The following is a 23871-nucleotide window of genomic DNA, read 5'->3' on the forward strand; positions in this document are numbered from 1 at the left end:
TAACAGGATGCTTCGCCGCCCGCGCCCATGCTTGCGCCGGGCGCGCCGCGCGACTGCCGCTTTGCGTCGAAGGGTTGCACAGACACTCGTATTCCCTCAGAAGGATGGCGCGCCGCCGGGCGCGTCAGGCCAGGCCGCCGTTGATCGAGAGCACTTGCCCTGTCACATAGGCGGCCGCGTCGGAGACCAGATAGGCGACCATGCCCGCCACTTCGGCGGGCTGGCCGGCGCGCTGCGCGGGCACGAGCTGCTTGATGCGCTCGGCGGGAAACGCGCGCTCGACCATCGGCGAGGCGATGATGCCCGGCGCGACGGCGTTCACGGTGATGCCGCGCGAGGCCAGTTCCAGCGAGAGCGATTTGGTCGCGCCGATCAGCCCGGCCTTGGCGGCCGCGTAGTTCGCCTGACCGCGATTGCCCATCACGCCCGCGAGCGAGGCGATGTTGACGATGCGCCCGCGCCGCGTGCGAATCATCGGCATGAGGAGCGGTTGCGTCACGTTGAAAAAGCCGTTGAGCGAGACGTCGATCACGCGGCGCCATTGCTCGCGCGTCATGCCCACGAGCGGCGCGTCGTCGTGAATGCCCGCGTTGTTCACGAGAATCTGCACGGGCGTGTCTTGCACGAGCTGCGTGAGCGCGGCTTCGGTGGCGTCGGCGTCGGTCACGTCGAAGGCGATGGCGTGCGCGCTGCCGCCCGCCGCCTCGATACGCTGCGCGACGGCCTCGGCCGCGTCGAGATGCCGGTTGGCGTGCACCCAGACTTCGTGGCCCGCCTGCGCGAGCGCTTCGCTAATGGCCTGGCCGATTGCGCCGCTGCCGCCTGTCACGAGTGCCCGCATGAGCGCTTCTCCTCTTGATCCTCTCAATCCTTGCAATCCGCTCGATCAACGCACCCGGTGCGCCTCGACATAGGCGGCCAGCGCGCCGAGCGTCGCGAAGATCTTTTCGTTATCCGGATTGTCCGAGCGCAGCTCGAAGCCGTACTTCTTCGAGATCAGGAGGGCGATCTCCAGAATGTCGATCGAGTCGAGCCCGAAGCCTTCGCCATAGAGCGGCGTTTCGGCGTTCACGTCGTCGAGCGAGACATCCTCGAGATTCAGCTCCTCCACGATCAGCGTGGCGAGTTCTTTTTCCAGTGGGTTCATCATGCGTGGTCTCGTCGGGCATGCCGGCGGTAGCGTTCGCCGCCCGATTTTAGGGTTCGTTTGATGTAAAAGTTACGCGGATTCTAGTCGATGGGTATCGGTGCGTATACCGTGCTCCCTCGCGAAAGGGTTACAGAGGGTCGGCGCTCGCCGCCGCGCATTTTGGGACCGGAACGCGCGAGATGCTTGCGCGGCTTTGCGCCCATCTGGATTGCATGGGCGCCGCCGCGCGCGCGACTCCAAACATTCAGTTACAAACGGGCCGCCGTCCGCCCGGATGTTCGCCGCCGGGCATCTTAAAATGTGCATGCCTCGATAAGTCTGCAAGAAACCGGCCTGAATATTGCGTTTTCGTATGACGATTGATGGCGGATTGAAGGCAATCCGCCGCGTCGCTGCGAATCCTCCGATGTTTGCCAACATGCTTTTGCCAACATGCCTGACCAGTTCATCCCGCCCATTCATTTCGCATTGGGTTGCACCGTAGCCGCTGGCCGGCCGCGCCGCAAGGCGCCCGGCTTCCGGCGTGACGGCGCGCGCCCGCGCGGGGGCCGCAGATGAGCCACACGGCGAACGCGGCGCGCGCGGCCCTCGCCGTGGCGGCGGTGGCCGCCTGGCAGGCGGGGGCGCACTACGCGGTCGCGACGCCGGGCGCGCACGGCTTCGGCCTCGCCATGGCGCTCGTGCCGCCGCTGCTGCTCGCGCTGGCCGCCGCCGCGCGTTCGGCGCGCCGGGCGTGGCTGCTGCCGCTCTGGGCGCTCGTCGCGCTCGCGCTGTGGCTCGCACGCACGTCTCTTGCTTCACATTTCGAGTGGGGGCTGTATCTGGAGCATGTGAGCTTCAACCTCGCGATGGCGCTGCTGTTCGGGCGCACGCTCGCGGCGGGGCGCGTGCCGTTGTGCACGCAGTTTGCGTCGATGATGCACGCAGGCGCGCTCTCGCCGGCCGTCGCGCGCTACACGCGCCAGATCACGCTCGCCTGGACGCTCTTTTTCGTCGCGATCGCCGGCGTTTCGACGCTGATGTTCGCCATTGCACCGATCGTCGCGTGGTCGACGTTCGCCAACTATCTGGCGCTGCCGCTCGTCGCGGTGATGTTCGTCGCCGAGCACGCGTGCCGGCGCTTTGCGCTGCCGGGCGAACCGCGCGCCGGCATGCTCGACGCGATCCGCGCGTACCGGCACACCACGCGGCACACCACGCAGGCGCACGCGGAGCATCGCTGAACCATGGATGCCGCCACGCCGAACCAGGAATCTGTATCGACTGAAGTTATGCCGACTCATCCGCTTGTTTTTCATTCGTCGCCCGACCAGGTCGTTGCCTGGCGCGACGGCGCGCCCGTCACGGTGCGCACCTTCCTCGCCGACGTGGCGCGCGTGGCCGCGGCGCTGCCGGCGGGCGGCCACGTGTTCAACGTGTGCCGCGACCGCTACCGCTTCACGGTGAGCCTGTGCGCGGCGCTCGTCGCCGGTCGCATCAGCCTGCTGCCTTCCACGCATACGCCCGAGACGGTGCGCCAGCTCGCCTCGTTCGCGCCCGACGCATTCTGCCTGCACGACGCGCCCGACTGCGCGATCGACCTGCCTCGCTTCGCGTATCCGGAAGCGACGCAGGCCGATCCGGACGCAGGAGCGGCTCAAGCGGCTCAAGCCGCCGCCACGGACGCGCCTTTCGTCGTGCCGGAAATCGACGCCGCGCGCATCATGGCCTATGTGTTCACCTCGGGCTCGACGGGCGCGCCCGTGCCGCACCGCAAGACCTGGGGCTTTCTCGTCGCCAACGTGCGCGCGGCCGCCGCGCGTCTCGGCCTGCTCGACGCGCGCGCCTGCACGATCGTCGGCACCGTGCCGCCGCAGCACATGTACGGTTTCGAATCGACGGTGCTGCTTGCGCTGATCGGCGGCCTCGCGTTCAGCAACCGCCTGCCGTTCTACCCCGGCGATATCCGCACGGAACTCGAAGCGGTGCCGCAGCCGCGCGTGCTCGTCACGTCGCCGATCCATCTGCGCGCGCTGCTCGCTACCGACCAGCCGCTGCCCGAAGCCGAACTCGTGCTGTGCGCCACCGCGCCGCTGGCGGAAAAGCTCGCGCTCGAAGCCGAGACGCGCCTCACGGCGCCGCTCATCGAAATCTACGGCAGCACCGAAACCGGCCAGATCGCCACGCGCCGCACCGCGCAGGGCGCGACGTGGGAGCTGTTCCCGCGCATTCGCCTCGAAGCGCGCGCGAGCGAAACGCCGGAAAGCGACGACAAGGGCCCGACGGTATGGGTCTCCGGCGGCCACGTGGAAGAACCCGTGCCGATGGGCGACGCGCTCGAACTGCTCGACACGCGGCGCTTCCTGCTGCACGGGCGCAAGGCGGACCTCATCAATATCGCGGGCAAGCGCACGTCGCTCGCCTACCTCAATCATCAGCTCAACGCGATTGCGGGCGTGGTGGACGGCGTGTTCTTCATGCCCGAGCATGAGGAACACGAGGGCGATGGCGAGGGCGTGAAGCGCCTCGTCGCGCTGGTGGTCGCACCCACGCTCGCCGCCGCCGACTTGCAACGCGCGCTGCGCGAGCGTATCGATCCCGCTTTCATGCCGCGCCCGCTTGTGTTCGTCGATTCGCTGCCGCGCAACGACACGGGCAAGCTGCCGCACGACGTGCTCGCGGCGCTCGTCGCGCTGCACACGCGCGGCGCGGGCGCGAAGGCGCCGCGCGCGCTCTCGTTTACGATCGCCGCCGACCATCCCGCGTTGCCCGGACACTTCCCGGGGCATCCGGTCGTGCCCGGCGTGGTGCTGCTCGATCACGTCATCGACGCGATCGGCACCTCGCTCAACCGGCCGATGGACGCGTGGAAGCTCAGTTCCGCGAAATTCCTGAGCCCGGCCGCGCCCGGCGAAACGTTCGACCTCGCGTGGGACGAAGGCACGGGCGGCGCGATCCGCTTCACGCTGCGCGCGGGCGCGCGCGACGTGGCGAGCGGCGTGATCGCCGGCGCAATGAGTGGCGGTGCGACGGCGCGCGCCACGAACGACGGAGCGCAGCCATGACGAAGCGCACCGACTGGGCCAGGCAACAGGAACGCAGCAACGCGCTGCTGCTGCGTGTCATGACGTGGATCTCGCTGCGCCTCGGCCGCCGCGCGGGGCGCGCCGTGCTGCATCTGATCGCCGTGTATTTCGTGCTGTTCTCGCCGCGCGCGTGCGCGGCCTCGCGCGACTATCTGCGCCGCGTGCTGGGCCGCCCCGCGCAATGGCGCGATGTGTATCGCCATGTGTTCACGTTTGCCGCGACGATCCACGACCGCATCTATCTGATGAATGCGCGTTTCGACCTGTTCGACATCCGCCCGCATGGCCACACGCTCGTGGACGCCACGCTCGCGAAGGGGCGCGGCGCGTTCCTGATGGGCGGCCACCTGGGCAGCTTCGAGGTGGTGCGCGCGCTCGGCCGCACGCGGCCCGACCTGCGCGTGGTCGTGACGATGTACGAGGAAAACGCGCAGCGGATCAATGCGACGCTCGCGGCCGTGAACCCGGCCGCGAAACCCGAGGTGATCGGTCTCGGCCAGGTCGATTCGATGCTGAGGGTGCACGAGCGTCTGGACCAGAACTGCATGGTCGGCATGCTCGCCGACCGCACGCTGCTCGCCGACGACGCGGCCACCATGCGGCGCATGGCCTTCCTCGGCGAGCCGGCGGCGTTTCCGCTCGGGCCGCTCTACATGGCCGCGATGCTCAAGCGCCCGGTGCTCTTCATGACGGGCCTTTACCGTGGCGGCAACCGCTACGACGTGCACTTCGAAACGCTCGCCGATTTCACGGACGTGCCGCGCGAGGCGCGCCAGCGCGCCATCGACGCGGCGCTCGTGCGCTACGTCTCGCTGCTGGACCGTTACTGCCGCACGGCGCCGTACAACTGGTTCAACTATTTCGACTTCTGGCAGGTCGGCAGGAAGAGCGCGCAGGCGGCGAGCGCCGCCAATGCCGCCAACGCTGCCAACGTCGGAGCGCCCGCGCCGGTCCGTTCCCCGTCGCCCGCTGCGGCGGCTCCCGTGCGCCGCCGCGAGCGCATCGAGCGACGTGAAGCGCGTGCCGCCGCCGCCGAGCTGCCCGTGCATGAGGTAACCGACGCATGAACGCGCTCCGTCCTTCCTCGTTCTTGCGCGCGGCGGCGAGCGCTGCGCTCGTCGCGCTGGCGCTCGCGCCGTTCGCGCAGGCGCAGGCAGCCGATGCCGGGCAGTCCGCCTGGACGCTCGACCGCCTGATGTCCACGCTCGCGCAGCACAAGTCGGGCCGCGCGAGCTTCACGGAAACGAAATACCTGTCGATCGCCACGCAGCCGCTGGAATCGTCAGGAGAACTCGTGTTCGTCGCGCCCGATCATCTGGAAAAGATCACGCAGAGCCCGAAGCCCGAGCACCTCGTGGTGGACGGCGACATGCTCACCGTGCAGCGCGAGAACCACAAATACACGCTTTCGCTCGCGCGCTATCCCGAGCTGGGCGCATTTATCGAGAGCATTCGCGCGACGCTCGCGGGCAACCGCTTCGCGCTCGAACAGGTGTACAAGGTCGCGCTCGCGGGCCAGGGCGACGACTGGACCCTCACGCTCACGCCGCTCGATTCGCGCATGCGCAAGGTGGTGAGCGCGATCACCATAGACGGCACGCGCGACGCGTTGCGCAGCGTCGCGATCCAGCAGGCCGACGGCGATCATTCGCTGATGCGCCTGCACGCCCTTGCCGCGGACACGAACTGATGGACCCGCAAGCGCGCCCCAACGCCATCGCACGCGGCCTCGCGGCGGTGCAACGCCACGCCGTTGCGGTATGGCTGCTGTGCCTCGTGGCGTGCGCGGTGGCGATCGGCCGCGCGAATTTCAGCGCCGACCTTTCCGCGTTCCTGCCGCGCTCGCCGAGCGAGACGCAACGCGTGCTCGTCGACCAGTTGCGCGACGGCCTCGCTTCGCGGCTGATCCTCGTCGCCATCGACGGCGGCTACGAGAGCACGCGCGCCACGCTGTCGCGCCGTGTGGCCGCGACCCTGCGCGCCGATCCGCAGTTCGCGGCCGTGCACAACGGCTCGGGCGAGAGCGACGCACGCGACGAGCAGTTCATGTTCGCGCACCGCTACGTGCTGAGCCCGGCGGTCACGCCGCAGCGCTTTACCGCCCAGGGCATGCACGACGCGCTGGGCGAGAGCCTCGATTTGTTGAGCTCGTCGGCGGGGTTCGTTGCCAAGGACCTGCTGCCGCGCGACCCCACGGGCGAAGTGGCGGCGCTGGTCGGCCAGCTCGACAGCGCGGCGCAGCCCGTGAGCCGTGGCGGCGTGTGGGCCTCGCGTGACGGCCGGCGCGCCGTGCTCGTCGCGCAAACGGCCGCCGCCGGCTCCGACACCGACGCGCAGGCCCGCGCGATCGAGGCCGTGCAGCGCGCCTTCGAAGCCGCCGCACGCACCTTGCCGAATGCTTCGGCCTACCAGGTGTCGATGACGGGGCCGGGCGTGTTCGGGGTCGCCACGCGCGACGCCATTCGCCACGACGTCGAGCGCCTCTCCACGCTGAGCCTCGTGCTCATCGTCGCGCTGCTGCTCACGCTCTACCGCTCGCCGCGCACGCTCGCGCTGGGCCTTCTGCCGGTGCTTTCGGGCGTGGCGGCCGGCATCGCGGCGGTCGCGCTAGCGTTCGGCACCGTGCACGGGTTGACGCTCGGTTTCGGCACGACGCTGATCGGCGAGGCCGTGGATTACTCGATCTACCTGTTCGTGCAGTCGTCGCAGGACGCGAAGCAGGGCAAGGACACGATGCGCGCGTGGCTCGCCGCCTACTGGCCGACTATCCGCCTGGGCGTGCTGACCTCCGTGTGCGGTTTCGCCTCGATGCTGTTCTCGGGCTTCCCCGGCCTCGTGCAACTCGGTCTCTTTTCGATCGCGGGCCTCGCGAGCGCCGCGCTCGTCACGCGCTTCGTGCTGCCGAGGCTGTGCGGCGGCACGATCGCGATTCGCGACGTTTCGCGCATCGGCGCGGTGCTGGCGCGTCTCGCGCAGGGGGCGCCGCGCTTGCGCTGGCCGCTCGCGGCGCTCGTGCTCGGCGCCGTGGCCACGCTGTGGCTGCATCGCGGCGACCTCTGGAGTCAGGAGCTTGCCACGCTGAGCCCGGTGCCCGCCGCGAGCCAGGCGCTCGACACACGCCTGCGCGCCGACGTGGGCGCGCCCGACGTGCGCTATCTCGTGGTGATTCCCGCCGCGAGCGAGCAAGCGGCGCTCGAAGGCGCGGAAAAGGTCGGCGCGCAGTTGCAGCCGCTCGTCGATCGCGGCGTGCTGGGCGGTTTCGAGAGCCCGGCGCGCTATCTGCCGAGCGACGCCATGCAGCGCGCGCGTCTCGCGAGTCTGCCGGAGCGCCAGGTGCTGGCGGCGCGCCTGAACGAAGCCATCCAGAACCAGCCGGTGAGCGTGAAGCCCGACGCCTTCGCGCCGTTCCTCGCCGATGCCGAAGCCGCGCGCGCCGCGCCGCTCGTTACGCGCGCGGACCTCAAGGGCACGTCGATGGCGCTGGCCGTCGACGGGCTGCTGACCCGGCGCGACGGCCAGTGGACCGCGATGCTGGCGCTGCGTGCGCCGCAGGCCGCAGCGGCCGTAAACATGGCCACAAACACGCCCAGCCTCGACGCGACGCCCGTGAGCGACGCCGTCGCTCGCGCGAACGTGCCCGGCGCGTTGTTCGTCGATATGAAAGCCGAGGCCGACCGCCTCTACGTGAACTACGTGCACGAAGACATTCGCCTGTCGCTGGCGGGCTTCGCCGCCATTGTCGTCCTGCTCACGCTCGCGTTGCGCTCGCCCGTGCGCGCGGCGCATGCGCTCGCGCCGCTTGTGGCGGCCGTGCTGGTCGTGGCGGCGGGCTTCACGCTGGCGGGCGTTCAGCTCACCATCCTGCACTTGGTGGGCATGCTGCTCATCGTGGCGGTGGGCTCGAACTATGCGCTGTTCTTCTGCAAGCAGGCGCGCAACGACCGTACGCAGCGCGCGACGCCGCGCACGCTGGTCTCGCTGCTGGTCGCCAATCTCGCGACGGTGGCGGGTTTCGGCCTGCTCGCGCTTTCCCATGTGCCGTTGCTCGAAACGTTCGGCCTGACGGTCGGGCCGGGCGCGATGCTCGCGCTCGTGTTCGCGGCGATTCTTGCGCCGCCGCTCGCGCAGGCCAGCGCCGCCGCGCGCGTTCCCGCACGCGCCTCCGGCGATTCCCTCGCGCAGCGCCGGCCCGCCCGCGCGCGCGAGGAACACGCGCATATGAACCATTCGCACGGAGGCAGCGCATGAGCACGCCCATGCTGCCCTCCAGGCCGTCCGCGGTCCCGACGCCCGCGTGCGCCACGGCGCGCCGCTGGAAACCCGCGCCGTCGATCTACGGCGCGGCGGCGGTGCACGCGGGCGCGGCCGCCGCGCTGCTTGCGCAGCCGCACGCCTGGCCGTGGGCCGCAGGCGGCGTGGTCGCCTCGCATCTCGCGTTGACCGCCGCCGGGTTGTGGCCGCGCAGCGCGCTGCTCGGGCCCAACTGGACGCGTTTGCCCGAACATGCGGGCGAGTGCATCGCGCTCACCATCGACGATGGTCCGGACCCCGAAGTAACGCCGCGCGTGCTCGACCTGCTCGACCGTTACGATGCGCGCGCAACGTTCTTCTGCATCGGCGACCTCGCGCGCCGGCATCCGCAGTGGATCGAGGCGATCGTCGCGCGCGGCCACGCGGTCGAAAATCATAGCCAGCGCCACCGTCACACGTTTTCGCTCACCGGGCCGCGCGCGATGAAGCGCGAAATCGAAGCGGCGCAGCGCACGCTCACCGAGATCGCGGGCACCGCGCCGCGTTTCTTTCGCGCGCCCGCGGGCCTGCGCAATCCCTTCCTCGAACCCGTGCTGTGCGACCTGGGTCTGCACCTCGCGAGCTGGACGCGGCGCGGCTTCGACACGCGCGCGAAAGACGCGGGCACGGTCGAGCGCCGCCTGCTCGACGGCCTCGCGCCGCGCGACATCCTGCTCGTGCACGACGGCCACGCGGCCCGCGACGCGCGCGGCGAACCGCTCGTGCTCGACGTGCTGCCGGCGCTCCTGCGCGCTGCCGCCGAAGCCCGCTTGCCGTGGACGACGCTGCGCGCGTGCCTCGACGACCAACCCTGATTCCACCGCTGCGCCACCGGACACGATCGACGTGAAACCCCTGATTCTTTCGCACTTCACCGCCACCAGTTGCCTTGGGCGCGGGCTCGACGCGACGCTCGACGCGCTGCGCGACCGGCGCGGCGGCCTCGCGCCGTGCGACTTCGAGCGCGCGGAACTCGACACGTGGATAGGCGCGGTGGCCGACGTCGAATCGCAAACGATGCGCGCCGATCTCGCGGACTACGCGTGCCGCAACAACCGTCTCGCGCAACTCGGTTTCACGCAGGACGGCTTCGCACAGCATGTCGAAGCCGCCGTCGCGCGCTATGGCGCCGCGCGCGTGGGCGTGTTCGTCGGCACCAGCACCTCGGGCATCCTCGAAACCGAATACGCGTACCGGCGGCGCGACCCGCCAAGCGGCGCGCTCGCGCCGGGCTTTCACTACGCCGAAACGCACAACCCGTATTCGCTTGCCGCCTTCGTGCGCGCCTGGTTCGGGCTGCGCGGACCGGCCACGTCGATCTCGTCGGCGTGCTCGTCGGGGGCGAAGGTGTTCGGCTCCGCGCGCCGCATGATCGAAGCGGGGCTGATCGACGCGGCGGTGGTGGGCGGCGTCGATTCGCTGTGCCTGACAACGCTATATGGCTTCAATTCGCTGGAACTGCTCTCGCGCGACCCGTGCCGTCCGTTCGACGTGAACCGCAACGGCATCTCCATTGGCGAGGCAGCGGCGTTCGCGCTGCTCGAACGCGCGCCGGATACGCCGGACGACGATGCGGTCCTGCTGCTCGGCGTGGGCGAATCGAGTGACGCGCATCACATGTCGTCGCCGCATCCCGATGGGCTCGGCGCGCGCGCCGCGATGGAGCAGGCGCTCGCGACCGCGGGCGTGAGCGCGGGCGAGATCGACTATATCAACCTGCACGGCACGGCCACGCCGAGCAACGACGCCGCCGAAAGCCGCGCGGTCGGCGCGCTGTTCGAGCGCACGCCGTGCAGCTCGACCAAGGGCGCGACCGGCCATACGCTCGGCGCGGCGGGTGCGCTCGAAGCCGTGATCGCGGCGCTCGCGCTGCGCCATCGCTTCATGCCCGCGGGCGTCAACACCGCGCAGCCCGATCCCGCGCTTGGCCTCGACTATGTTCTGGAGAGCCGCGAGGCGCGCGTGGACGTGGTGCTCAGCAATTCGTTCGGCTTCGGCGGCACGAACTGTAGCCTCGTGCTCGGCCGCGCGGATCGCGCACGCGGCGGGAATCCGGCACGTCCGGCACATCGGGAACAGACGTCATGAGACTTTCCGCCTTTATCGAAAGCGTTGGCGTGATCGGGCCGGGGCTCGCCGACTGGCCGCATGCCGCCGAGGTGCTCGCCGCGCGCACGCCGTACGTGAGTGCGCAGACGGCGCTGCCGCCGCCCGCCGGGCTGCCCGCCGCCGAGCGCCGCCGCACGGGCGCCGTCGTCAAGACCGCGCTTGCCGTGGGCCACGAGGCCGTGGCGGCGAGCGGGCGCGACGCCACCACGCTGGCCGCCGTGTTCGCGGCCTCGGGCGGCGACGGTCACAACTGCCATGTGATTTGCGAGGCGCTCGCGGGCGACGATCGCCTGCTGTCGCCCACGCGCTTTCACAACTCCGTGCACAACGCGCCCGCCGGTTACTGGAGTATCGCGGCGCGCGCGCGGGCCACGTCGAACGTGCTTTGCGCGCACGACGGCAGCTTCGCGGCGGGACTGCTCGAAAGCGTGTGCCAGGTGGCGGTGGACGGCGTGCCGACCCTGCTCGTCGCTTACGACACCGACTATCCCGAGCCGCTGCATGCGGTGCGCCCCATTGCCGATGCGTTTGGCGTGGCGCTCGTGCTCGCGCCGCAAGCGAGCCCGGCGGCGCTTGCGCGCATCGACGTGACGCTTGTCGAGGCGGAGGCGAGCACGCTCGCCGCAACCGAACTGGAGGCGCTGCGCAGGAACAATCCCGCCGCGCGCGCGCTGCCGCTGCTCGAAGCGCTGGCCGCACGCCGCCCGGGCCGCGTGGTGATCGACTATCTCCCCGAAAGCGAAACGCGCGTGCAACTCGAGGTGTCGATGCCCGAGACCTTCGGAGCGCAGCCATGACGACCCAGGCCGGCCTGCCGGGCGCGCTTGCGAACGTGCTCGCCCATGCCGCTTCGAACGGTCCTCATGCTGTCGCGAACGCGCCGCTGGACCACGCGTGGATTGCCGCGCACATCCCGCACGGCGGCGCGATGTGCCTGCTCGACACCGTGCAGGCGTGGGACGACACGCGCATTTGCTGCACGGCGACGAGCCATCGCGACCCGCACAACCCGCTGCGCCTGCGCGGGCGTCTTTCGGCGGTTTGCGGCGTGGAGTACGCGGCGCAGGCCATGGCCGTGCACGGCGCGATACTGGGCGTGCTGCAAGACTCGCAAGCCTCGCACGACGGCGCGCCGGCCGGCCGCCCGCGCGTGGGCTATCTCGCGAGCGTGCGCAACGTCCAGGCGCACATCGAGCGGCTCGATACGCTCGACACGCCGCTCACGATCGACGCCGAGCGCGTGAGCGGCACCGGCAACAGCATTCTCTACGCCTTTACGGTGCGCGGCGACGACCGCGTGCTGCTCACGGGACGCGCGGCGGTGATGCTCGACGCGTCCGCGGTCATTCGATAACAACCTCAAAGGGAGCCTACGATGAAAGCCAAACGGTTCATACTCGCGGCCCTCGTGCTCGGCATGGCGAGCTCGATGGCGCACGCCGATCTCCACGAAGTGAAGGAGAATATCAAGCACGATTCGAAGGAGGCGGCCACGAAAACCGGCCACGCCGCGCGCGACTTCGGCCACGCCACCGCGAGCGCGGCGAAGGCCGTGGGCCACGGTATCGCGCATGCGTCGCGCGAAGGTTACGAGGCCACCAAGCGCGCGACCAGGCGCGTGTTCCACAAGGATGGCAAGGACGAGCGGGGCGAGGCTTAACCCCTCCCTGCGCGCCGACGCTCATCCCCGCTTCCCTCCCGCCGCGGCTGGGCGCTTGACGCTCCCCGTCGTTTGTATTTCCCCCACGCTTCAAGATCCCGCCGCCCCTGCCGTTAATGCAGGGGCGGCCCCATCGCTCGCCTGGCGGCAGGCGGTGCGCCGCGCACCACACTTGAGATCGAACCGGGTACGGGCTTCAGGCGCGCGGTGCGCGCCACGGCAACAAGAGGGGACGAGGGTATGGTCAATTCCGAAGCGGCGGGAGCGTTCGGCGCAGCGGGATCATGGGACGTTCAGGCGGGAGTGCAGGGAGCGTCGAACGGCGTGAACCGCGCGAGCGGGGCTGACGAGGCGCTCGCCTCCGAGCGCGGCGTGCTGCGCCTCGTGTCGCGCGGCATGCCGCTGCCGGAGTTGCTGGCCGAGGTGTGTTGCCGCGCCGAGCGGCTGCTGGGCGCGGGCGCGAACTGCTCGATCCTGCGGCTCGACGGCGACGGGCGGCGCTTGCGCATCGGCAGCGCGCCGTCGTTGCCCGCGCACTATCACGCCGCGTTCGACGGCACGCCCGTGGGGCCCGGCACGAGCCCCACGGGCACGGCCATCTACGAGCGGCGCACGGTTTGCGTGGAGGACTTCGAGGCGGCGCACACGTGGGGCGAATACCGGCGCATCGCGCTCGACAGCGGGCTGCGCGCGGTCTGGACCACGCCGCTCGACGACGACAACGGCGGCGTGCTCGGCGCGCTCGCCGTCTACCAGAACCGCCCGTGGCGGCCCAATGCGGCCGAGGAGGCGCTGCTGTGCGACATCGCCCGCAGCGTGGCGGTCATGCTCAACCAGCAGACCATCGCCGAGCGGCTCGCGCGCAGCGAGGAGCACCACCGCCTCGTGGTGGACCACCTCAACGAAGGCGTCGTGATGCAGTCGCGCAACGACACCGTGCTCGCCTGCAACCGCAGCGCACGGCGCATTCTGCGCCTGCCCGAGGACGCCATCGGCCGCAGCATCCTGCATCTGATCCCGCGCGTGCTCGACGAAAACGGCGTGCCCTTGCCGCTCTCGAAGCGTCCCAGCATGCGGGCGCTGGACACGGGCGAGGCCGTGCTCGGCGAGACCGTGGGGCTTGAGCTTGCCGACGGCGAGGTCGTGTGGGTGAACGAGAACGTGCTGCCGATCTTCCGGGCGGGCGAGAGCGAGGCGATTTCCGTGGTGGTCTCGTTCACCGACATCGGGCCGGTGCGCGAGGCGCAGCAGCAACTGCGCTACCTCGCCACGCGCGACGCGCTCACGGGCCTCTACAACCGCACCTTCCTCGCCGAGCGCATGCATGCGCTGCTCGAAAGCGCGAGCGGCACGGAGCGGCCCGCGCTCCTCTTCGTCGATCTCGACGGCTTCAAGAAGGTCAACGACACGGGCGGCCACGAGGCGGGCGACCTGCTGCTGCGCGACGTGGGCCGGCGTTTGACCGGCTGCGTGAGCGAGGCCGATACGCTCGCCCGCGTGGGCGGCGACGAATTCGTGATCGCCGTGCGGCGCTTCGACGACGTGGCCGAGCTGGTCGCGCTCGCGCAGCGCGTGCTCGACGCCATTGCCGCGCCGTTCGCGGTGGCGGGCAACGAGTATTACCTGGGCGCCTCCATCGGCATCAGCGTGTATCCCGACGACGGCCGCAGCGCCGCCGCGCTCATGCGCAACGCCGACTCGGCGATGTACGCCGCCAAGCAGCGCGGCACCAACCAGTTCCAGTTCTTCACGACCGAGCTGCGCCAGCGCCTGCAACGCCGCTTCCAGGTGGAGCGGGGTTTGCGCCGGGCGCTCGCCGCGGGCGAGCTGCGGCTCGTCTATCAGCCTATCGTCGACGGCGCGAGCGGCCTCATGATCGGCGCGGAAGCGCTGTTGCGCTGGGAAAGCGGCGAGCTTGGCCACGTGTCGCCGGTGGAGTTCATCCCCGTGGCTGAGGACACCGGCATGATCGTGCCCATCGGCCAGTGGGTGCTCGAACACGCGTGCCGCCAGGCCGCGCAATGGCGGCGCCTGCTCGCGCCCGACTTTGTGATGGCCGTCAACTTCTCGCCGCGCCAGATCGCCGACGGCGTGGTCGAGCAGGTGCAAAGCTGTCTCGCGAAATCGGGCCTCGCGCCCGAGGCGCTCGAAGTGGAGATCACAGAGGGCATCCTCATGAGCGACAACCAGAGCGTGCTGCCCATCCTGCGCGCGCTCGACGACATTGGCGTGCGCATCTCGGTGGACGACTTCGGCACGGGCTATTCGTCGCTTTCGTATCTGAAGCGCTTTCCGCTGCATCACCTGAAGGTCGATCGCACGTTCGTGGCGGGCCTGCCGGACAATCGCGACTCGGTGGCGATCACCCAGGCCGTCGTGGCGATGGCGCACTCGCTCGGCATGCGGGTGACGGCCGAAGGCGTGGAAACGACCGAGCAGTCGTCGTTTCTGCGCTCGCTTGCCTGTGAGCGTCAGCAGGGCTACCTGTTCGGCAAGCCGGTGAGCGCGCAGGCCTGCGCGGCGCTGCTGCGCGAGCATGGCGCGCAGCGCGTGCGGGAGGACGCGTGAGTCAAACTTGATCCGGCACGGGCGGCCTTGCGCACAAGCCTCAAGATTTCCCGTGCCAGGCCGTAGACGATTGAGGTGCCGGACGCATCACATCACACGACAGAGACACGAGGGAATCATGGAAAGCGGCTTCGCAATCGACGAACGAACCCGCCTGACGAGCACGAACCAGTTCGAACTCTTGCTGTTCCGGCTCGGCGCGGCGCCGGGCAGCGAGGTGGGCGAGATTTTCGGCATCAACGTCTTCAAGGTGCGGGAAATCCTGAGCATGCCGGCGATCACGCCGATCGCGGCATCGTCCCCCTATGTGCTCGGCGCGGCCAACATCCGGGGCCAGGTGATGCCCGTGATCGACCTGCCCAAGCTGATGGGCTGCGAACCGGCCACGGGCCGCAACATTTTGCTCGTCACGGAATTCGCGCGCTCCACGCAGGGCTTCGCGCTCGAAAGCGTGGACGAGATCGTGCGGCTCGAATGGAGCCAGGTGCTCACCGCCGACGTGACGATGGGCAACCGCGTGACGAGCATCGCGCGGCTCGGCAACGATCCCGAGAGCACGAAGCTCGTGCAGGTGGTGGACGTGGAGCAGGTGCTGCGCGACGTGTTCCCGGCGCAGCATGGCGCAGTCGTGCCGGAGGAAGTGGGCGAGCCCGCGGTGATTCCGCCGGGCGCGAAGGTGCTGGCGGCCGACGACTCGGGCTTCGCGCGCGAGCTGATCGGGCAGAGCCTCAGCGCCCTGGGCGTGGAGTACACGATGGCGAAAACGGGCCTCGAAGCGTGGAAGCAGCTCGAAGCGATCGCGACGAGCGCGGAGCGCGAAGGCTTGCGCGCGAAGGACCGCATCGCGCTCGTGCTCACCGACCTCGAAATGCCGGAGATGGACGGCTTCACCTTGACGCGCAAGATCAAGGCGGACCCGCGCACCGTGGACATTCCCGTGGTGATCCACTCGTCGCTCACGGGCACCGCGAACGAAGCGCACGTGAAGAACGCGGGCGCGAGCGGCTATGTGGCGAAATTCGCCGCGGGCGATCTCGCCGGCGCGATTCGCAACGCGCTGGCGGGAAAAACGGTTTACGCCTGATCGCATCGCCATGATGCATGCGCCGGAGCGCGACGCTCCGGCGCGCTCCTTCTTTCCGTCTCCCGTTCGAACACACGAACGCTTTCCTCAGATGAGTACCGCCCAGGTACGTCGTATGCGCATCCTTTACCGCGTCATTATCGGTAAATATATCACGTTGTGATGTATTGACTATAATGCACGAAGGTGCACTTATTTTGCGCGCATGCGGCCGTGCAACGGGTTGCCGACCGGCGCAAGGAGGACAACCATGGGCGGCAAGCTTTCCAATCCGGCGCCGTTGGGCCTCGCCGGTTTCGCATTCACCACGTGGATGCTCAGCATGATCAACGCGGGCTGGTACAGCGCCGATGCGATGGGCCTCGTGCTCGCGCTCGCGTTTGCATTTGGCGGCACCGCACAGATGATCGCGGGCGTCATGGAGTTTCCGCGCGGCAATACCCTCGGCACCGTGGCGTTCCTGAGCTACGGCGCGTTCTGGTGGTCCTTCGCGCTTTTCGTCGGGTTCCTCGGCACGAAGGTGCCCGAGTCGTTCGTTGGCTGGTATCTGCTCGTTTGGGGCGTGTTCACGTTCTATATGTGGATTGGCTCCATGCACACGAGTACGTCGGTGCAACTCGTGTTTCTCGCGCTGTGGATTACCTTCGGACTACTGGCCATTGGCATCTGGACCGACATGACGGCCATCACGCGTCTGGGCGGCTATGCGGGGCTCGTCACGGCGGCGCTGGCGTTCTACGCGTCGGCGGCCATGGTGATCAACGAAAGCTTTGGGCGCACCGTGCTGCCCACGCATCCCTACATCGAACCGCATCCGCACGCGGCTTGAGCGTTTCCGGCGCCGCCGCGCCATCGCGCCCGGCGGCGCTTCATCCCGAGGAGCACGTCATGGATGAGCATCTGGTCTTTCCGCCTTCCGCGGAATGGGCCGCGAAGGCATGGGTCGACCAGGCCGGTTATGAAGCGATGTACCGCCGCTCGACCGAGGACCCCGAAGCGTTCTGGGGCGAACAGGGCAAACGGCTCGACTGGATCAAACCGTACACCCGCGTGAAGGACGTCTCGTTCGCGAGCCGCGACCTGCACATACGCTGGTTCTACGACGGCACGCTCAACGTATCGAGCAACTGTCTCGACCGGCATGTGGCCGCGCACGGCGAGCGGCCCGCCATCATCTGGGAGGGCGACGATCCCGCGGTGAGCCGGACCATCACGTATCGCGAGTTGCATGCCGAGGTGTGCAAGTTCGCCAATGCGCTCAAGTCGCTGGGCGTGAAGCGCGGCGAGCGCGTGACGATCTATATGCCGATGATTCCCGAGGCCGCGGTGGCGATGCTCGCCTGCGCGCGCATCGGCGCGATCCATTCGGTGGTGTTCGGCGGCTTCTCGCCCGAGGCGCTTGCCAACCGCATTCAGGACTGCGCTTCGACGCTCGTCATTACGGCCGACGAAGGCGTGCGCGGCGGCCGCACGATCGCAATGAAGGCCAGCGCCGACGCCGCCATGGCGAAATGCCCCGAGGTGAGCGCGTGCGTGGTGGTACGGCGCACGGGTGGCAAGATCGACTGGCGCGAAGGGCGCGACCACTGGTATCATGAACTGATCGATCGGAGTCCTGCGGATTGTCCGGTGGAGGAAATGAACGCCGAAGATGCGCTGTATATCCTCTACACCTCCGGCTCGACGGGCAAGCCCAAAGGCGTTGTCCACACCACGGGCGGCTACCTGACCTATGTGTCGCTCACGCATCAGTACGTTTTCGACTATCACGACGGCGATGTGTACTGGTGCACGGCCGACGTGGGCTGGGTGACGGGGCACAGCTACATCGTCTACGGGCCGCTTGCCAACGGCGCGACCACGCTCATGTTCGAAGGCTTGCCGAACTATCCCGACAGTTCGCGCTTCTGGCAGGTGTGCGACAAGCACAACGTGCAGATCATCTACACCGCGCCCACGGCCATTCGCGCGCTCGTGCGCGACGGCGAGGGGCCGGTCAAGCGCACTTCGCGCAAGTCGCTGCGCCTGCTCGGCACGGTGGGCGAGCCGATCAATCCGGCGGCGTGGCTCTGGTATTACGAAGTGGTGGGCGACAAGCGCTGCCCCGTTGTCGATACCTGGTGGCAAACCGAAACGGGCGGCATCATGATCACGGCGCTGCCGGGTGCGACCACGCTCAAGCCGGGCTCGGCCACGCGGCCGTTCTTCGGCATCCGCCCGGCGATCGTCGACGAAAAGGGCAACGTGCTCGACGGCCCGGCGGCCGGCAGCCTCTGCATGCTCGACTCGTGGCCGGGGCAAATGCGCTACGTCTACGGCGACCCCGAGCGCATGCGTCAGGTCTATTACAGCCAGTTCGAAGGCAAGTATTACACGGGCGACGGCTGCTACCGCGACGCCGATGGCGACTACTGGATCACGGGGCGTATCGACGATGTGGTGAACGTCTCGGGGCACCGGTTGGGGACGGCGGAGGTGGAGAGCGCGCTGGTCTCGCACCCCGACGTGGCGGAAGCGGCCGTAGTAGGCTTTCCGCATTCGCTCAAGGGGCAGGGCATCTATGCCTATGTGACGCTGAAGGCGGGCGTGGAGCCGAGCGATGCGCTGCGCGCGGCGCTCGTGGCGCGCGTGCGCCAGGAGATCGGGCCGATCGCGAGCCCCGATTTCATCCAGTGGGCCCCGGTGTTGCCGAAAACGCGTTCTGGCAAGATCATGCGTCGCATTCTGCGCAAGATCGCCGATGGCGAGTATGAAAACCTGGGCGATGTTTCGACGCTGGCCGACCCGCGCGTGGTGAAGGAGTTGATCGACCATCGCGTGGCGCACTGAGAGAGGCGAATGCGCTCAAAAACGTTCACAAACGTCTTTGAGCGCGCCGCGGTGCAATACCGCAGATAGCTTCGCCCGGCACGGCGGTCCCCATTCTCCCGCTCTGCGCGTGTATACAAAGTTGCCTCGCGGCGCTCCGCGCGCACGCGGTTTGTATACGCGCATACCCTATACCAGTTAAACGGTCGCGGGCACCTATCATGGATAAGTCATGATGCGCCGGGTTCCCTTGCAGGCCGCACGCCATGAGCGCGCGACGTTCGCGGGGTCTCGTACCGGACGAATTATTTCGTTTTGCTAACTGACCGCGCGGGCTCGCCTGCGTTGCGGCATCGCCCGGTCGGGTCCATAGTCAGGAGCCGCTCACATGAATCTTCAGAACAATGGCACGCCCGACGCACCCCGCCAGCGGGGCACGTTGCACGCAACGTTAGGCGCCGCCCTTTTTGCGCTGGCCGCGCTCGCGCCGGGCCTCGTGCCGGGTCTCGCGTATGGCCAGACCATCAAGATCGGCGTGCCCGTGCCGCTTTCGGGCAGCAGCGCTGCTGCCGGCACGGATATCGTGAACGGCGCGAAGCTCGCCGCCGCGAAGATCAACGCGGCGGGCGGCGTGCTCGGCAAGCAGATCGAACTCGTGCCCGAGGACGACGCGTGCGACGCGCAAACGGCGGTACAGGCCGCGCAGAAACTCGTGGACGCGGGTGTGGTGGCCGTGGCGGGCGGCTATTGTTCGAGCGCGGCGCTGCCCGAGTTGACCGCGTTCCACCGGGCCGGGATTCCCTACGTGCTTGACGCCTCGACCAATCCCAAGCTCACCGAAATGGGCTACGACACGGTGTTTCGCACGATAGGCCGCGACGACCAGCAAGGGCCCTTCGCGGCGAGCTTCATGAAGAACGCGCTGAACGTGAAGCGCGCGGCGGTGATCGACGACAACACGACCTACTCGAAGGGCCTCGCGCAGAACACGGTCGAAGCGCTCAAGAAGATGGGCGTGGACGTGGTCTACGCCGACTCGATCACGCCGGGCCAGATGGATTATTCGCCCACGCTCACCAAGGTTTCGTCGCTCAAGCCGGACGTGATCTACTACACGGGTTATTTCTCCGAAGCGGGCCTGCTCGTCAAGGAAGCACGCCAGGTGGGCCTGAAAATGACCTTCATGGGCGGCGACGCCACCAACGACCCGACGCTCATGAAGACGGCGGGCCCGGCCGCGGACGGCATGATCATCACGACCTCGCCGCTCGCGCAGTTCCTTTCGGGCGCGCACGACTACGTGGACCAGTACACGAAGACCTATGGGCAAGGGCCGGGACCGTATTCCGTGTATGAATACGACGCCGTGGGCGTGACGGCCAAGGCGATTGCCGACGCGAAATCGACCAAGCCCGCCGATATCGCTGCGGCGCTGCACAAGATCACGAATTATCCGGGCCTCACCGGGCAGATCGGCTTCAATCCGAAGGGCGATCGCAGCCGCGCCGTGTACATCACGATCATCGTGCGCAACGACCAGTTCGAGCCGTATCAGCGGCAGGATGCAAGCGGCAAGTGGGTGGCGATGAAGTAAGCGCCCCGGGCCGCCCATGAGCACCTTTCTCCAGTTCGTCGTCGAGGGGCTGACGATCGGCTCGTTCTACGCGCTCGTCGCCCTCGGCTACACGATGGTCTACGGCATCATCCGGCTCATCAACTTCGCGCACGGCGATCTCTTCATGGTGGGCGCGTTCGTGGGCTGGACCGCGCTCTCCACGCTCGCGGCCGGGCGCCTGCCGCTCGCGCTGGCGCTGTTCGTGGCTTTCGCGGCGGCCATGCTGGCCACGGGCGTGCTGGGCGTGGCGATCGCACGGGTGGCCTACCAGCCGCTCTTGCGCGCGCCGCGCCTGTCCATTCTCATCACCGCGCTAGGCATTTCACTGCTGCTGGAGAACGGCGTGTTGATCGCCTATGGCGCGGGCTTTCGCACCTATCCGCATCTGCTCACGCATACGGGCTTCGACGTGATGCAGGTGCACGTGACCTTCGCGCAGATCGGCATCGTCGCGGCGAGCTTCGCGCTCATGATCGCGCTCTATTTGTTCGTACACCATACGTTTATCGGCACGGCCATGCGCGCGCTCGCGATCGACCAGGACGCGGCGCGCCTCATGGGCATCGACGTCGAGCGGCTCATCCAGCTCACGTTCTTCATCGGCTCGGCGCTGGCCGCCGTGGCGGGCGTGATGGAAGGTCTCTTCTACACGCAGATCAACTTCTTCATGGGCTTCGTGCTCGGGCTGCGTGCGTTCACGGCGGCGGTGCTGGGCGGTATCGGCAACATTCCGGGCGCGATGGTGGGCGGCTTCCTGATCGGGCTGCTGGAGGCGTTCGGCGCGGGCTATGTGTCCTCGCAATGGACCGACGTGTTCGTGTTCGGCGTATTGATCGCCGTGCTCGTGGTGAAGCCGACGGGGTTGTTCGGCGAGCGCGTTGTCGAGAGGATGTGAGCGATGCGCGCGCGGGCTTCGCAGACCTCATGGGTCGCCGCCATCGTGCTGATCGCGGCGGCGATCGCGATTCCCTCGTTCGCGAGCGGCTATATCGTCGATGTCGGGCTCACCATCATCACGTATGCGATCCTCGGCCTCGGGCTCAATATCGTGGTGGGCTATGCGGGGTTGCTCGACCTCGGCTACGCGGCCTTCTTCGCTATCGGCGCGTACACCACCGCACTGCTCGAAACGCTGCTGCATTTCACGTTCTGGGAAACGCTGCCGTTCAGCATCGCGTTCGCGGGCGTTTCGGGCATCGTGATCGGCTATCCCACGCTGCGGCTGCGCAGCGACTATCTCGCCATCGTCACGCTCGGTTTTGGCGAGATCACGCGTATCGTCGCGACCAATCTCGACATCACGGGCGGACCGAACGGCATTTACGGCATCGAGCCGCCCAGCCTGTTCGGCTACGAGATCAGTTCGCCGCGCGCGGTGTATCTGCTCGGCATGGCGTTTTTCATCGTGGTGCTGGTGTTCGCGGTGCGCCTTGGGCGCTCGCGCCTGGGGCGCGCGTGGACCAGCATTCGCGAAGACGAGGCCGCAGCGGAAGCGGTGGGCGTCGCGACGCTGCGCGCGAAAATGCTCGCCTACGTGATGGGCGCGCTGATCGGCGGGCTGGCGGGCAGTCTCTTCGCCGCGCGCTTCGGCACCATCGATCCCACGGCGTTCACCTATCTCCAGTCGGTCACGATTCTCATCGTCGTGGTGATGGGCGGGCGCGGCAGCATTCCCGGCGTGATACTCGGCGCGGTGATCGTGGCGGGGCTGCCGGAGCTGCTGCGCTTCCTGAACCTGTGGCGCATTTTCGGCTTCGCCGTGGCGCTCGTCGTGCTCATGTTGTTGCGCCCGCAAGGATTGTGGCCCGCGCACGTGCGGCGCGCGGCGCCCCGGCCCGAGGAGGAGAGGGTGGCCCACGAGGCGGAGGCGGCGGAAGCGGCGGGGCACGAAAGCGCGCCGGCCGTCGCCATTGCCGACACCAGCGCGATCGACGCCGCCACCGCGCGCGAAACGCTGCTCGAAGTGCACGGTCTCGAACGCCGCTTTGGCGGCGTGCGCGCCATAGGCGGCATCAGCTTCGAGGTACGCAGCGGCGAGATCCTCGCGCTGATCGGCCCGAACGGCGCGGGCAAGACCACGGTGTTCAATTGTCTGACCGGCGTGATCCGGCCCACCGGCGGACGCCTTGTCTGGCGCGGCGAGCCGCTTGTGGGCGGCGCGCCGCACCGCAACGTGCATCGCGGCATCGCGCGCACGTTTCAGGGCATCCGCTTGTTCAACCACATGAGCGCGTTCGAGAACGTGCTGATCGGCATGGATCACCGTCTGCACACGCCCTTCGTGGCGGAACTGCTGGGCACGCGCGCCGCGCGCAACGAAGCGGCGGAGCACGGGGCGCTGGGCCAGCGCTGGCTCGATCTAGTGGGGCTCGGCGCGCGCGCGAGCGAATATGCTTCGGACCTGCCGTATGGCGATCAGCGCAGGCTCGAAATTGCGCGTGCGCTGGCGAGCCAGCCGCGCCTGCTGCTGCTCGACGAACCGGCCGCGGGCATGAATCCCACTGAAAAGCACGCGTTGATGGCGCAGATCCGCCGCATTCGCGACCTGGGCGTGACGGTGCTGCTGATCGAGCACGACATGGCGCTCGTGATGGGTGTGTCGGACCGCATCATCGTGATGGACCACGGCGAGATCATCGCCGAGGGCGCGCCCGCGCAGATCCAGAACGATCCCGTGGTCATCGACGCCTATCTGGGTACAGCCGAGGAAGACGACGGGCCCGATGCCACCGGCGGGGAGAAGTCGCTATGGAGCTAGGCGCGGGCAACCCGCTCCTCGACGTTCGCGACCTGCGCGTGAACTACGGCAACATCGAAGCGCTGCACGGCATCTCGCTCGATGTCGGGCCGGGCGAGATCGTCGCGCTGCTCGGGGCCAACGGCGCGGGCAAGACGACGACGCTGCGCACGATCTCCGGGCTGCTGCGCCCGCGTGGCGGCACGATCGCGTTCGAGGGGCAGGCGCTCGTCGGGTTGCCGTCGCATCGCGTCGTCGCGCTCGGCATCGGGCACGTGCCCGAGGGGCGGCGTATTTTCGGCGGCCTCACCGTGGAGGAGAATTTGCGCCTGGGCGGCTACCTGCTGCGGCGCGACGCTGCCGCGCTCGATCAAGGGATTGCACAGGCCTACGAAACATTTTCACGACTGCACGAGCGCAAGGACCAGCTTGCCGGCACGCTGAGCGGCGGCGAACAGCAAATGCTCGCCATTGCGCGGGCGCTCATGCTCAAGCCGAAGCTCGTGCTGCTCGACGAGCCATCCATGGGCCTGGCGCCCAAGCTCGTGCGCGGCATTTTCGAGGTGATCGCGCGCATCAGCAGCGCGGGCACAGCCGTTCTGCTCGTGGAGCAGAACGCACGCCAGGCGCTGCGCATCGCGAGCCGGGCTTACGTGCTGGAGGGCGGCCGTGTGGCGCTTTCGGGTTCGTCGAGCGAGCTGGCGGGCGACAACCGCGTGCGCGCGACGTATCTGGGCGGCAGTGCGTTACCGCCGGGGCAGGCGTAGCGCATCGCGCCCAAAGCC

19 protein-coding genes and 1 pseudogene are annotated in these 23871 nt (G+C 68.5%); 18 read left to right on the forward strand and 2 right to left on the reverse strand.

Annotation, left to right across the window (positions count from 1 at the left end; translation table 11 throughout):
• Window positions 1-124: 124 nt before the first annotated feature.
• Both fabG and C7402_RS09875 read right to left on the reverse strand, forming a co-directional pair.
• Window positions 125-841: a 3-oxoacyl-ACP reductase FabG gene (gene fabG, locus C7402_RS09870; RefSeq protein WP_116610521.1), complete on the reverse strand. Its 717-nt coding sequence runs from the start codon at window positions 839-841 to the stop codon at window positions 125-127.
• Window positions 842-886: 45 nt separating this feature from the next.
• On the reverse strand, window positions 887-1147 hold the full coding sequence (locus C7402_RS09875) for a phosphopantetheine-binding protein (protein WP_112170728.1): 261 nt from the start codon (window positions 1145-1147) through the stop codon (window positions 887-889).
• Between the two features lie 557 nt (window positions 1148-1704).
• Here C7402_RS09875 and C7402_RS09880 point away from each other — a divergent pair.
• From C7402_RS09880 to C7402_RS09965, 18 genes and pseudogenes are all read left to right on the forward strand, one after another.
• Window positions 1705-2373: a COG4648 family protein gene (locus tag C7402_RS09880; protein ID WP_116610522.1), complete on the forward strand. Its 669-nt coding sequence runs from the start codon at window positions 1705-1707 to the stop codon at window positions 2371-2373.
• Window positions 2374-2421: 48 nt separating this feature from the next.
• Window positions 2422-4194, forward strand: coding sequence for an AMP-binding protein (locus C7402_RS09885; protein WP_116610523.1), 1773 nt, complete (start codon window positions 2422-2424; stop codon window positions 4192-4194).
• Window positions 4191-5123: pseudogene (locus tag C7402_RS09890) on the forward strand (LpxL/LpxP family acyltransferase); the annotation flags it as partial. The gene C7402_RS09885 and the pseudogene C7402_RS09890, both read left to right, overlap by 4 nt.
• A 155-nt stretch (window positions 5124-5278) precedes the next feature.
• The gene (locus C7402_RS09895) at window positions 5279-5905 is read left to right on the forward strand and encodes an outer membrane lipoprotein carrier protein LolA (protein WP_112170625.1); all 627 of its coding nucleotides are present in this window, start codon (window positions 5279-5281) and stop codon (window positions 5903-5905) included.
• On the forward strand, window positions 5905-8463 hold the full coding sequence (locus C7402_RS09900) for an MMPL family transporter (protein WP_116610524.1): 2559 nt from the start codon (window positions 5905-5907) through the stop codon (window positions 8461-8463). The genes C7402_RS09895 and C7402_RS09900 overlap by 1 nt, the downstream gene beginning before the upstream one ends.
• Window positions 8460-9320, forward strand: coding sequence for a polysaccharide deacetylase family protein (locus tag C7402_RS09905; RefSeq protein WP_224042925.1), 861 nt, complete (start codon window positions 8460-8462; stop codon window positions 9318-9320). Before C7402_RS09900 ends, C7402_RS09905 begins: the two co-directional genes overlap by 4 nt.
• A 31-nt stretch (window positions 9321-9351) precedes the next feature.
• On the forward strand, window positions 9352-10593 hold the full coding sequence (locus tag C7402_RS09910; RefSeq protein WP_116610525.1) for a beta-ketoacyl-[acyl-carrier-protein] synthase family protein: 1242 nt from the start codon (window positions 9352-9354) through the stop codon (window positions 10591-10593).
• On the forward strand, window positions 10590-11411 hold the full coding sequence (locus C7402_RS09915) for a beta-ketoacyl synthase chain length factor (RefSeq protein WP_116610526.1): 822 nt from the start codon (window positions 10590-10592) through the stop codon (window positions 11409-11411). The genes C7402_RS09910 and C7402_RS09915 overlap by 4 nt, the downstream gene beginning before the upstream one ends.
• On the forward strand, window positions 11408-11968 hold the full coding sequence (locus tag C7402_RS09920; RefSeq protein WP_244314806.1) for a hotdog family protein: 561 nt from the start codon (window positions 11408-11410) through the stop codon (window positions 11966-11968). The genes C7402_RS09915 and C7402_RS09920 overlap by 4 nt, the downstream gene beginning before the upstream one ends.
• Window positions 11969-11989: 21 nt before the next feature.
• Entirely contained in the window at window positions 11990-12274 is a 285-nt protein-coding gene (locus C7402_RS09925) for a hypothetical protein (RefSeq protein WP_112170621.1), read from the forward strand.
• Between the two features lie 240 nt (window positions 12275-12514).
• A complete protein-coding gene (locus tag C7402_RS09930; RefSeq protein WP_116610527.1) occupies window positions 12515-14842 on the forward strand; it encodes a sensor domain-containing phosphodiesterase in 2328 nt (775 codons plus the stop codon).
• 118 nt (window positions 14843-14960) lie between these two features.
• Window positions 14961-15926 (forward strand): chemotaxis protein, encoded by a 966-nt coding sequence (locus C7402_RS09935; RefSeq protein WP_112170619.1) that lies wholly within the window; start codon window positions 14961-14963, stop codon window positions 15924-15926.
• Between the two features lie 250 nt (window positions 15927-16176).
• A complete protein-coding gene (locus C7402_RS09940; protein WP_112170618.1) occupies window positions 16177-16755 on the forward strand; it encodes an acetate uptake transporter in 579 nt (192 codons plus the stop codon).
• A 59-nt stretch (window positions 16756-16814) separates the two neighbouring features.
• Complete coding sequence (gene acs / locus C7402_RS09945) at window positions 16815-18755, forward strand: acetate--CoA ligase (protein ID WP_116610759.1); 1941 nt, start codon at window positions 16815-16817, stop codon at window positions 18753-18755.
• A gap of 367 nt (window positions 18756-19122) precedes the next feature.
• Window positions 19123-20328, forward strand: coding sequence for a branched-chain amino acid ABC transporter substrate-binding protein (locus C7402_RS09950; protein ID WP_116610528.1), 1206 nt, complete (start codon window positions 19123-19125; stop codon window positions 20326-20328).
• Window positions 20329-20344: 16 nt separating this feature from the next.
• Complete coding sequence (locus tag C7402_RS09955; protein WP_112170616.1) at window positions 20345-21244, forward strand: branched-chain amino acid ABC transporter permease; 900 nt, start codon at window positions 20345-20347, stop codon at window positions 21242-21244.
• Window positions 21245-21247: 3 nt separating this feature from the next.
• The gene (locus tag C7402_RS09960) at window positions 21248-23107 is read left to right on the forward strand and encodes a branched-chain amino acid ABC transporter ATP-binding protein/permease (protein ID WP_116610529.1); all 1860 of its coding nucleotides are present in this window, start codon (window positions 21248-21250) and stop codon (window positions 23105-23107) included.
• On the forward strand, window positions 23098-23853 hold the full coding sequence (locus tag C7402_RS09965; RefSeq protein ID WP_116610530.1) for an ABC transporter ATP-binding protein: 756 nt from the start codon (window positions 23098-23100) through the stop codon (window positions 23851-23853). The genes C7402_RS09960 and C7402_RS09965 overlap by 10 nt, the downstream gene beginning before the upstream one ends.
• Window positions 23854-23871: the final 18 nt, after the last annotated feature.

The organism is Paraburkholderia unamae, assembly GCF_003096875.1.
Taxonomy (GTDB): domain Bacteria; phylum Pseudomonadota; class Gammaproteobacteria; order Burkholderiales; family Burkholderiaceae; genus Paraburkholderia; species Paraburkholderia unamae.

Bases quoted from the DNA above. Each gene is read 5' to 3' on its own strand.
- fabG (WP_116610521.1), bottom strand. From the start codon at position 841: ATGCGGGCACTCGTGACAGGCGGCAGCGGCGCAATCGGCCAGGCCATT.
- C7402_RS09875 (WP_112170728.1), bottom strand. From the start codon at position 1,147: ATGAACCCACTGGAAAAAGAACTCGCCACGCTGATCGTGGAGGAGCTG.
- C7402_RS09880 (WP_116610522.1), top strand. From the start codon at position 1,705: ATGAGCCACACGGCGAACGCGGCGCGCGCGGCCCTCGCCGTGGCGGCG.
- C7402_RS09885 (WP_116610523.1), top strand. From the start codon at position 2,422: ATGCCGACTCATCCGCTTGTTTTTCATTCGTCGCCCGACCAGGTCGTT.
- C7402_RS09895 (WP_112170625.1), top strand. From the start codon at position 5,279: ATGAACGCGCTCCGTCCTTCCTCGTTCTTGCGCGCGGCGGCGAGCGCT.
- C7402_RS09900 (WP_116610524.1), top strand. From the start codon at position 5,905: ATGGACCCGCAAGCGCGCCCCAACGCCATCGCACGCGGCCTCGCGGCG.
- C7402_RS09905 (WP_224042925.1), top strand. From the start codon at position 8,460: ATGAGCACGCCCATGCTGCCCTCCAGGCCGTCCGCGGTCCCGACGCCC.
- C7402_RS09915 (WP_116610526.1), top strand. From the start codon at position 10,590: ATGAGACTTTCCGCCTTTATCGAAAGCGTTGGCGTGATCGGGCCGGGG.
- C7402_RS09920 (WP_244314806.1), top strand. From the start codon at position 11,408: ATGACGACCCAGGCCGGCCTGCCGGGCGCGCTTGCGAACGTGCTCGCC.
- C7402_RS09925 (WP_112170621.1), top strand. From the start codon at position 11,990: ATGAAAGCCAAACGGTTCATACTCGCGGCCCTCGTGCTCGGCATGGCG.
- C7402_RS09930 (WP_116610527.1), top strand. From the start codon at position 12,515: ATGGTCAATTCCGAAGCGGCGGGAGCGTTCGGCGCAGCGGGATCATGG.
- C7402_RS09935 (WP_112170619.1), top strand. From the start codon at position 14,961: ATGGAAAGCGGCTTCGCAATCGACGAACGAACCCGCCTGACGAGCACG.
- C7402_RS09940 (WP_112170618.1), top strand. From the start codon at position 16,177: ATGGGCGGCAAGCTTTCCAATCCGGCGCCGTTGGGCCTCGCCGGTTTC.
- acs (WP_116610759.1), top strand. From the start codon at position 16,815: ATGGATGAGCATCTGGTCTTTCCGCCTTCCGCGGAATGGGCCGCGAAG.
- C7402_RS09950 (WP_116610528.1), top strand. From the start codon at position 19,123: ATGAATCTTCAGAACAATGGCACGCCCGACGCACCCCGCCAGCGGGGC.
- C7402_RS09955 (WP_112170616.1), top strand. From the start codon at position 20,345: ATGAGCACCTTTCTCCAGTTCGTCGTCGAGGGGCTGACGATCGGCTCG.
- C7402_RS09960 (WP_116610529.1), top strand. From the start codon at position 21,248: ATGCGCGCGCGGGCTTCGCAGACCTCATGGGTCGCCGCCATCGTGCTG.
- C7402_RS09965 (WP_116610530.1), top strand. From the start codon at position 23,098: ATGGAGCTAGGCGCGGGCAACCCGCTCCTCGACGTTCGCGACCTGCGC.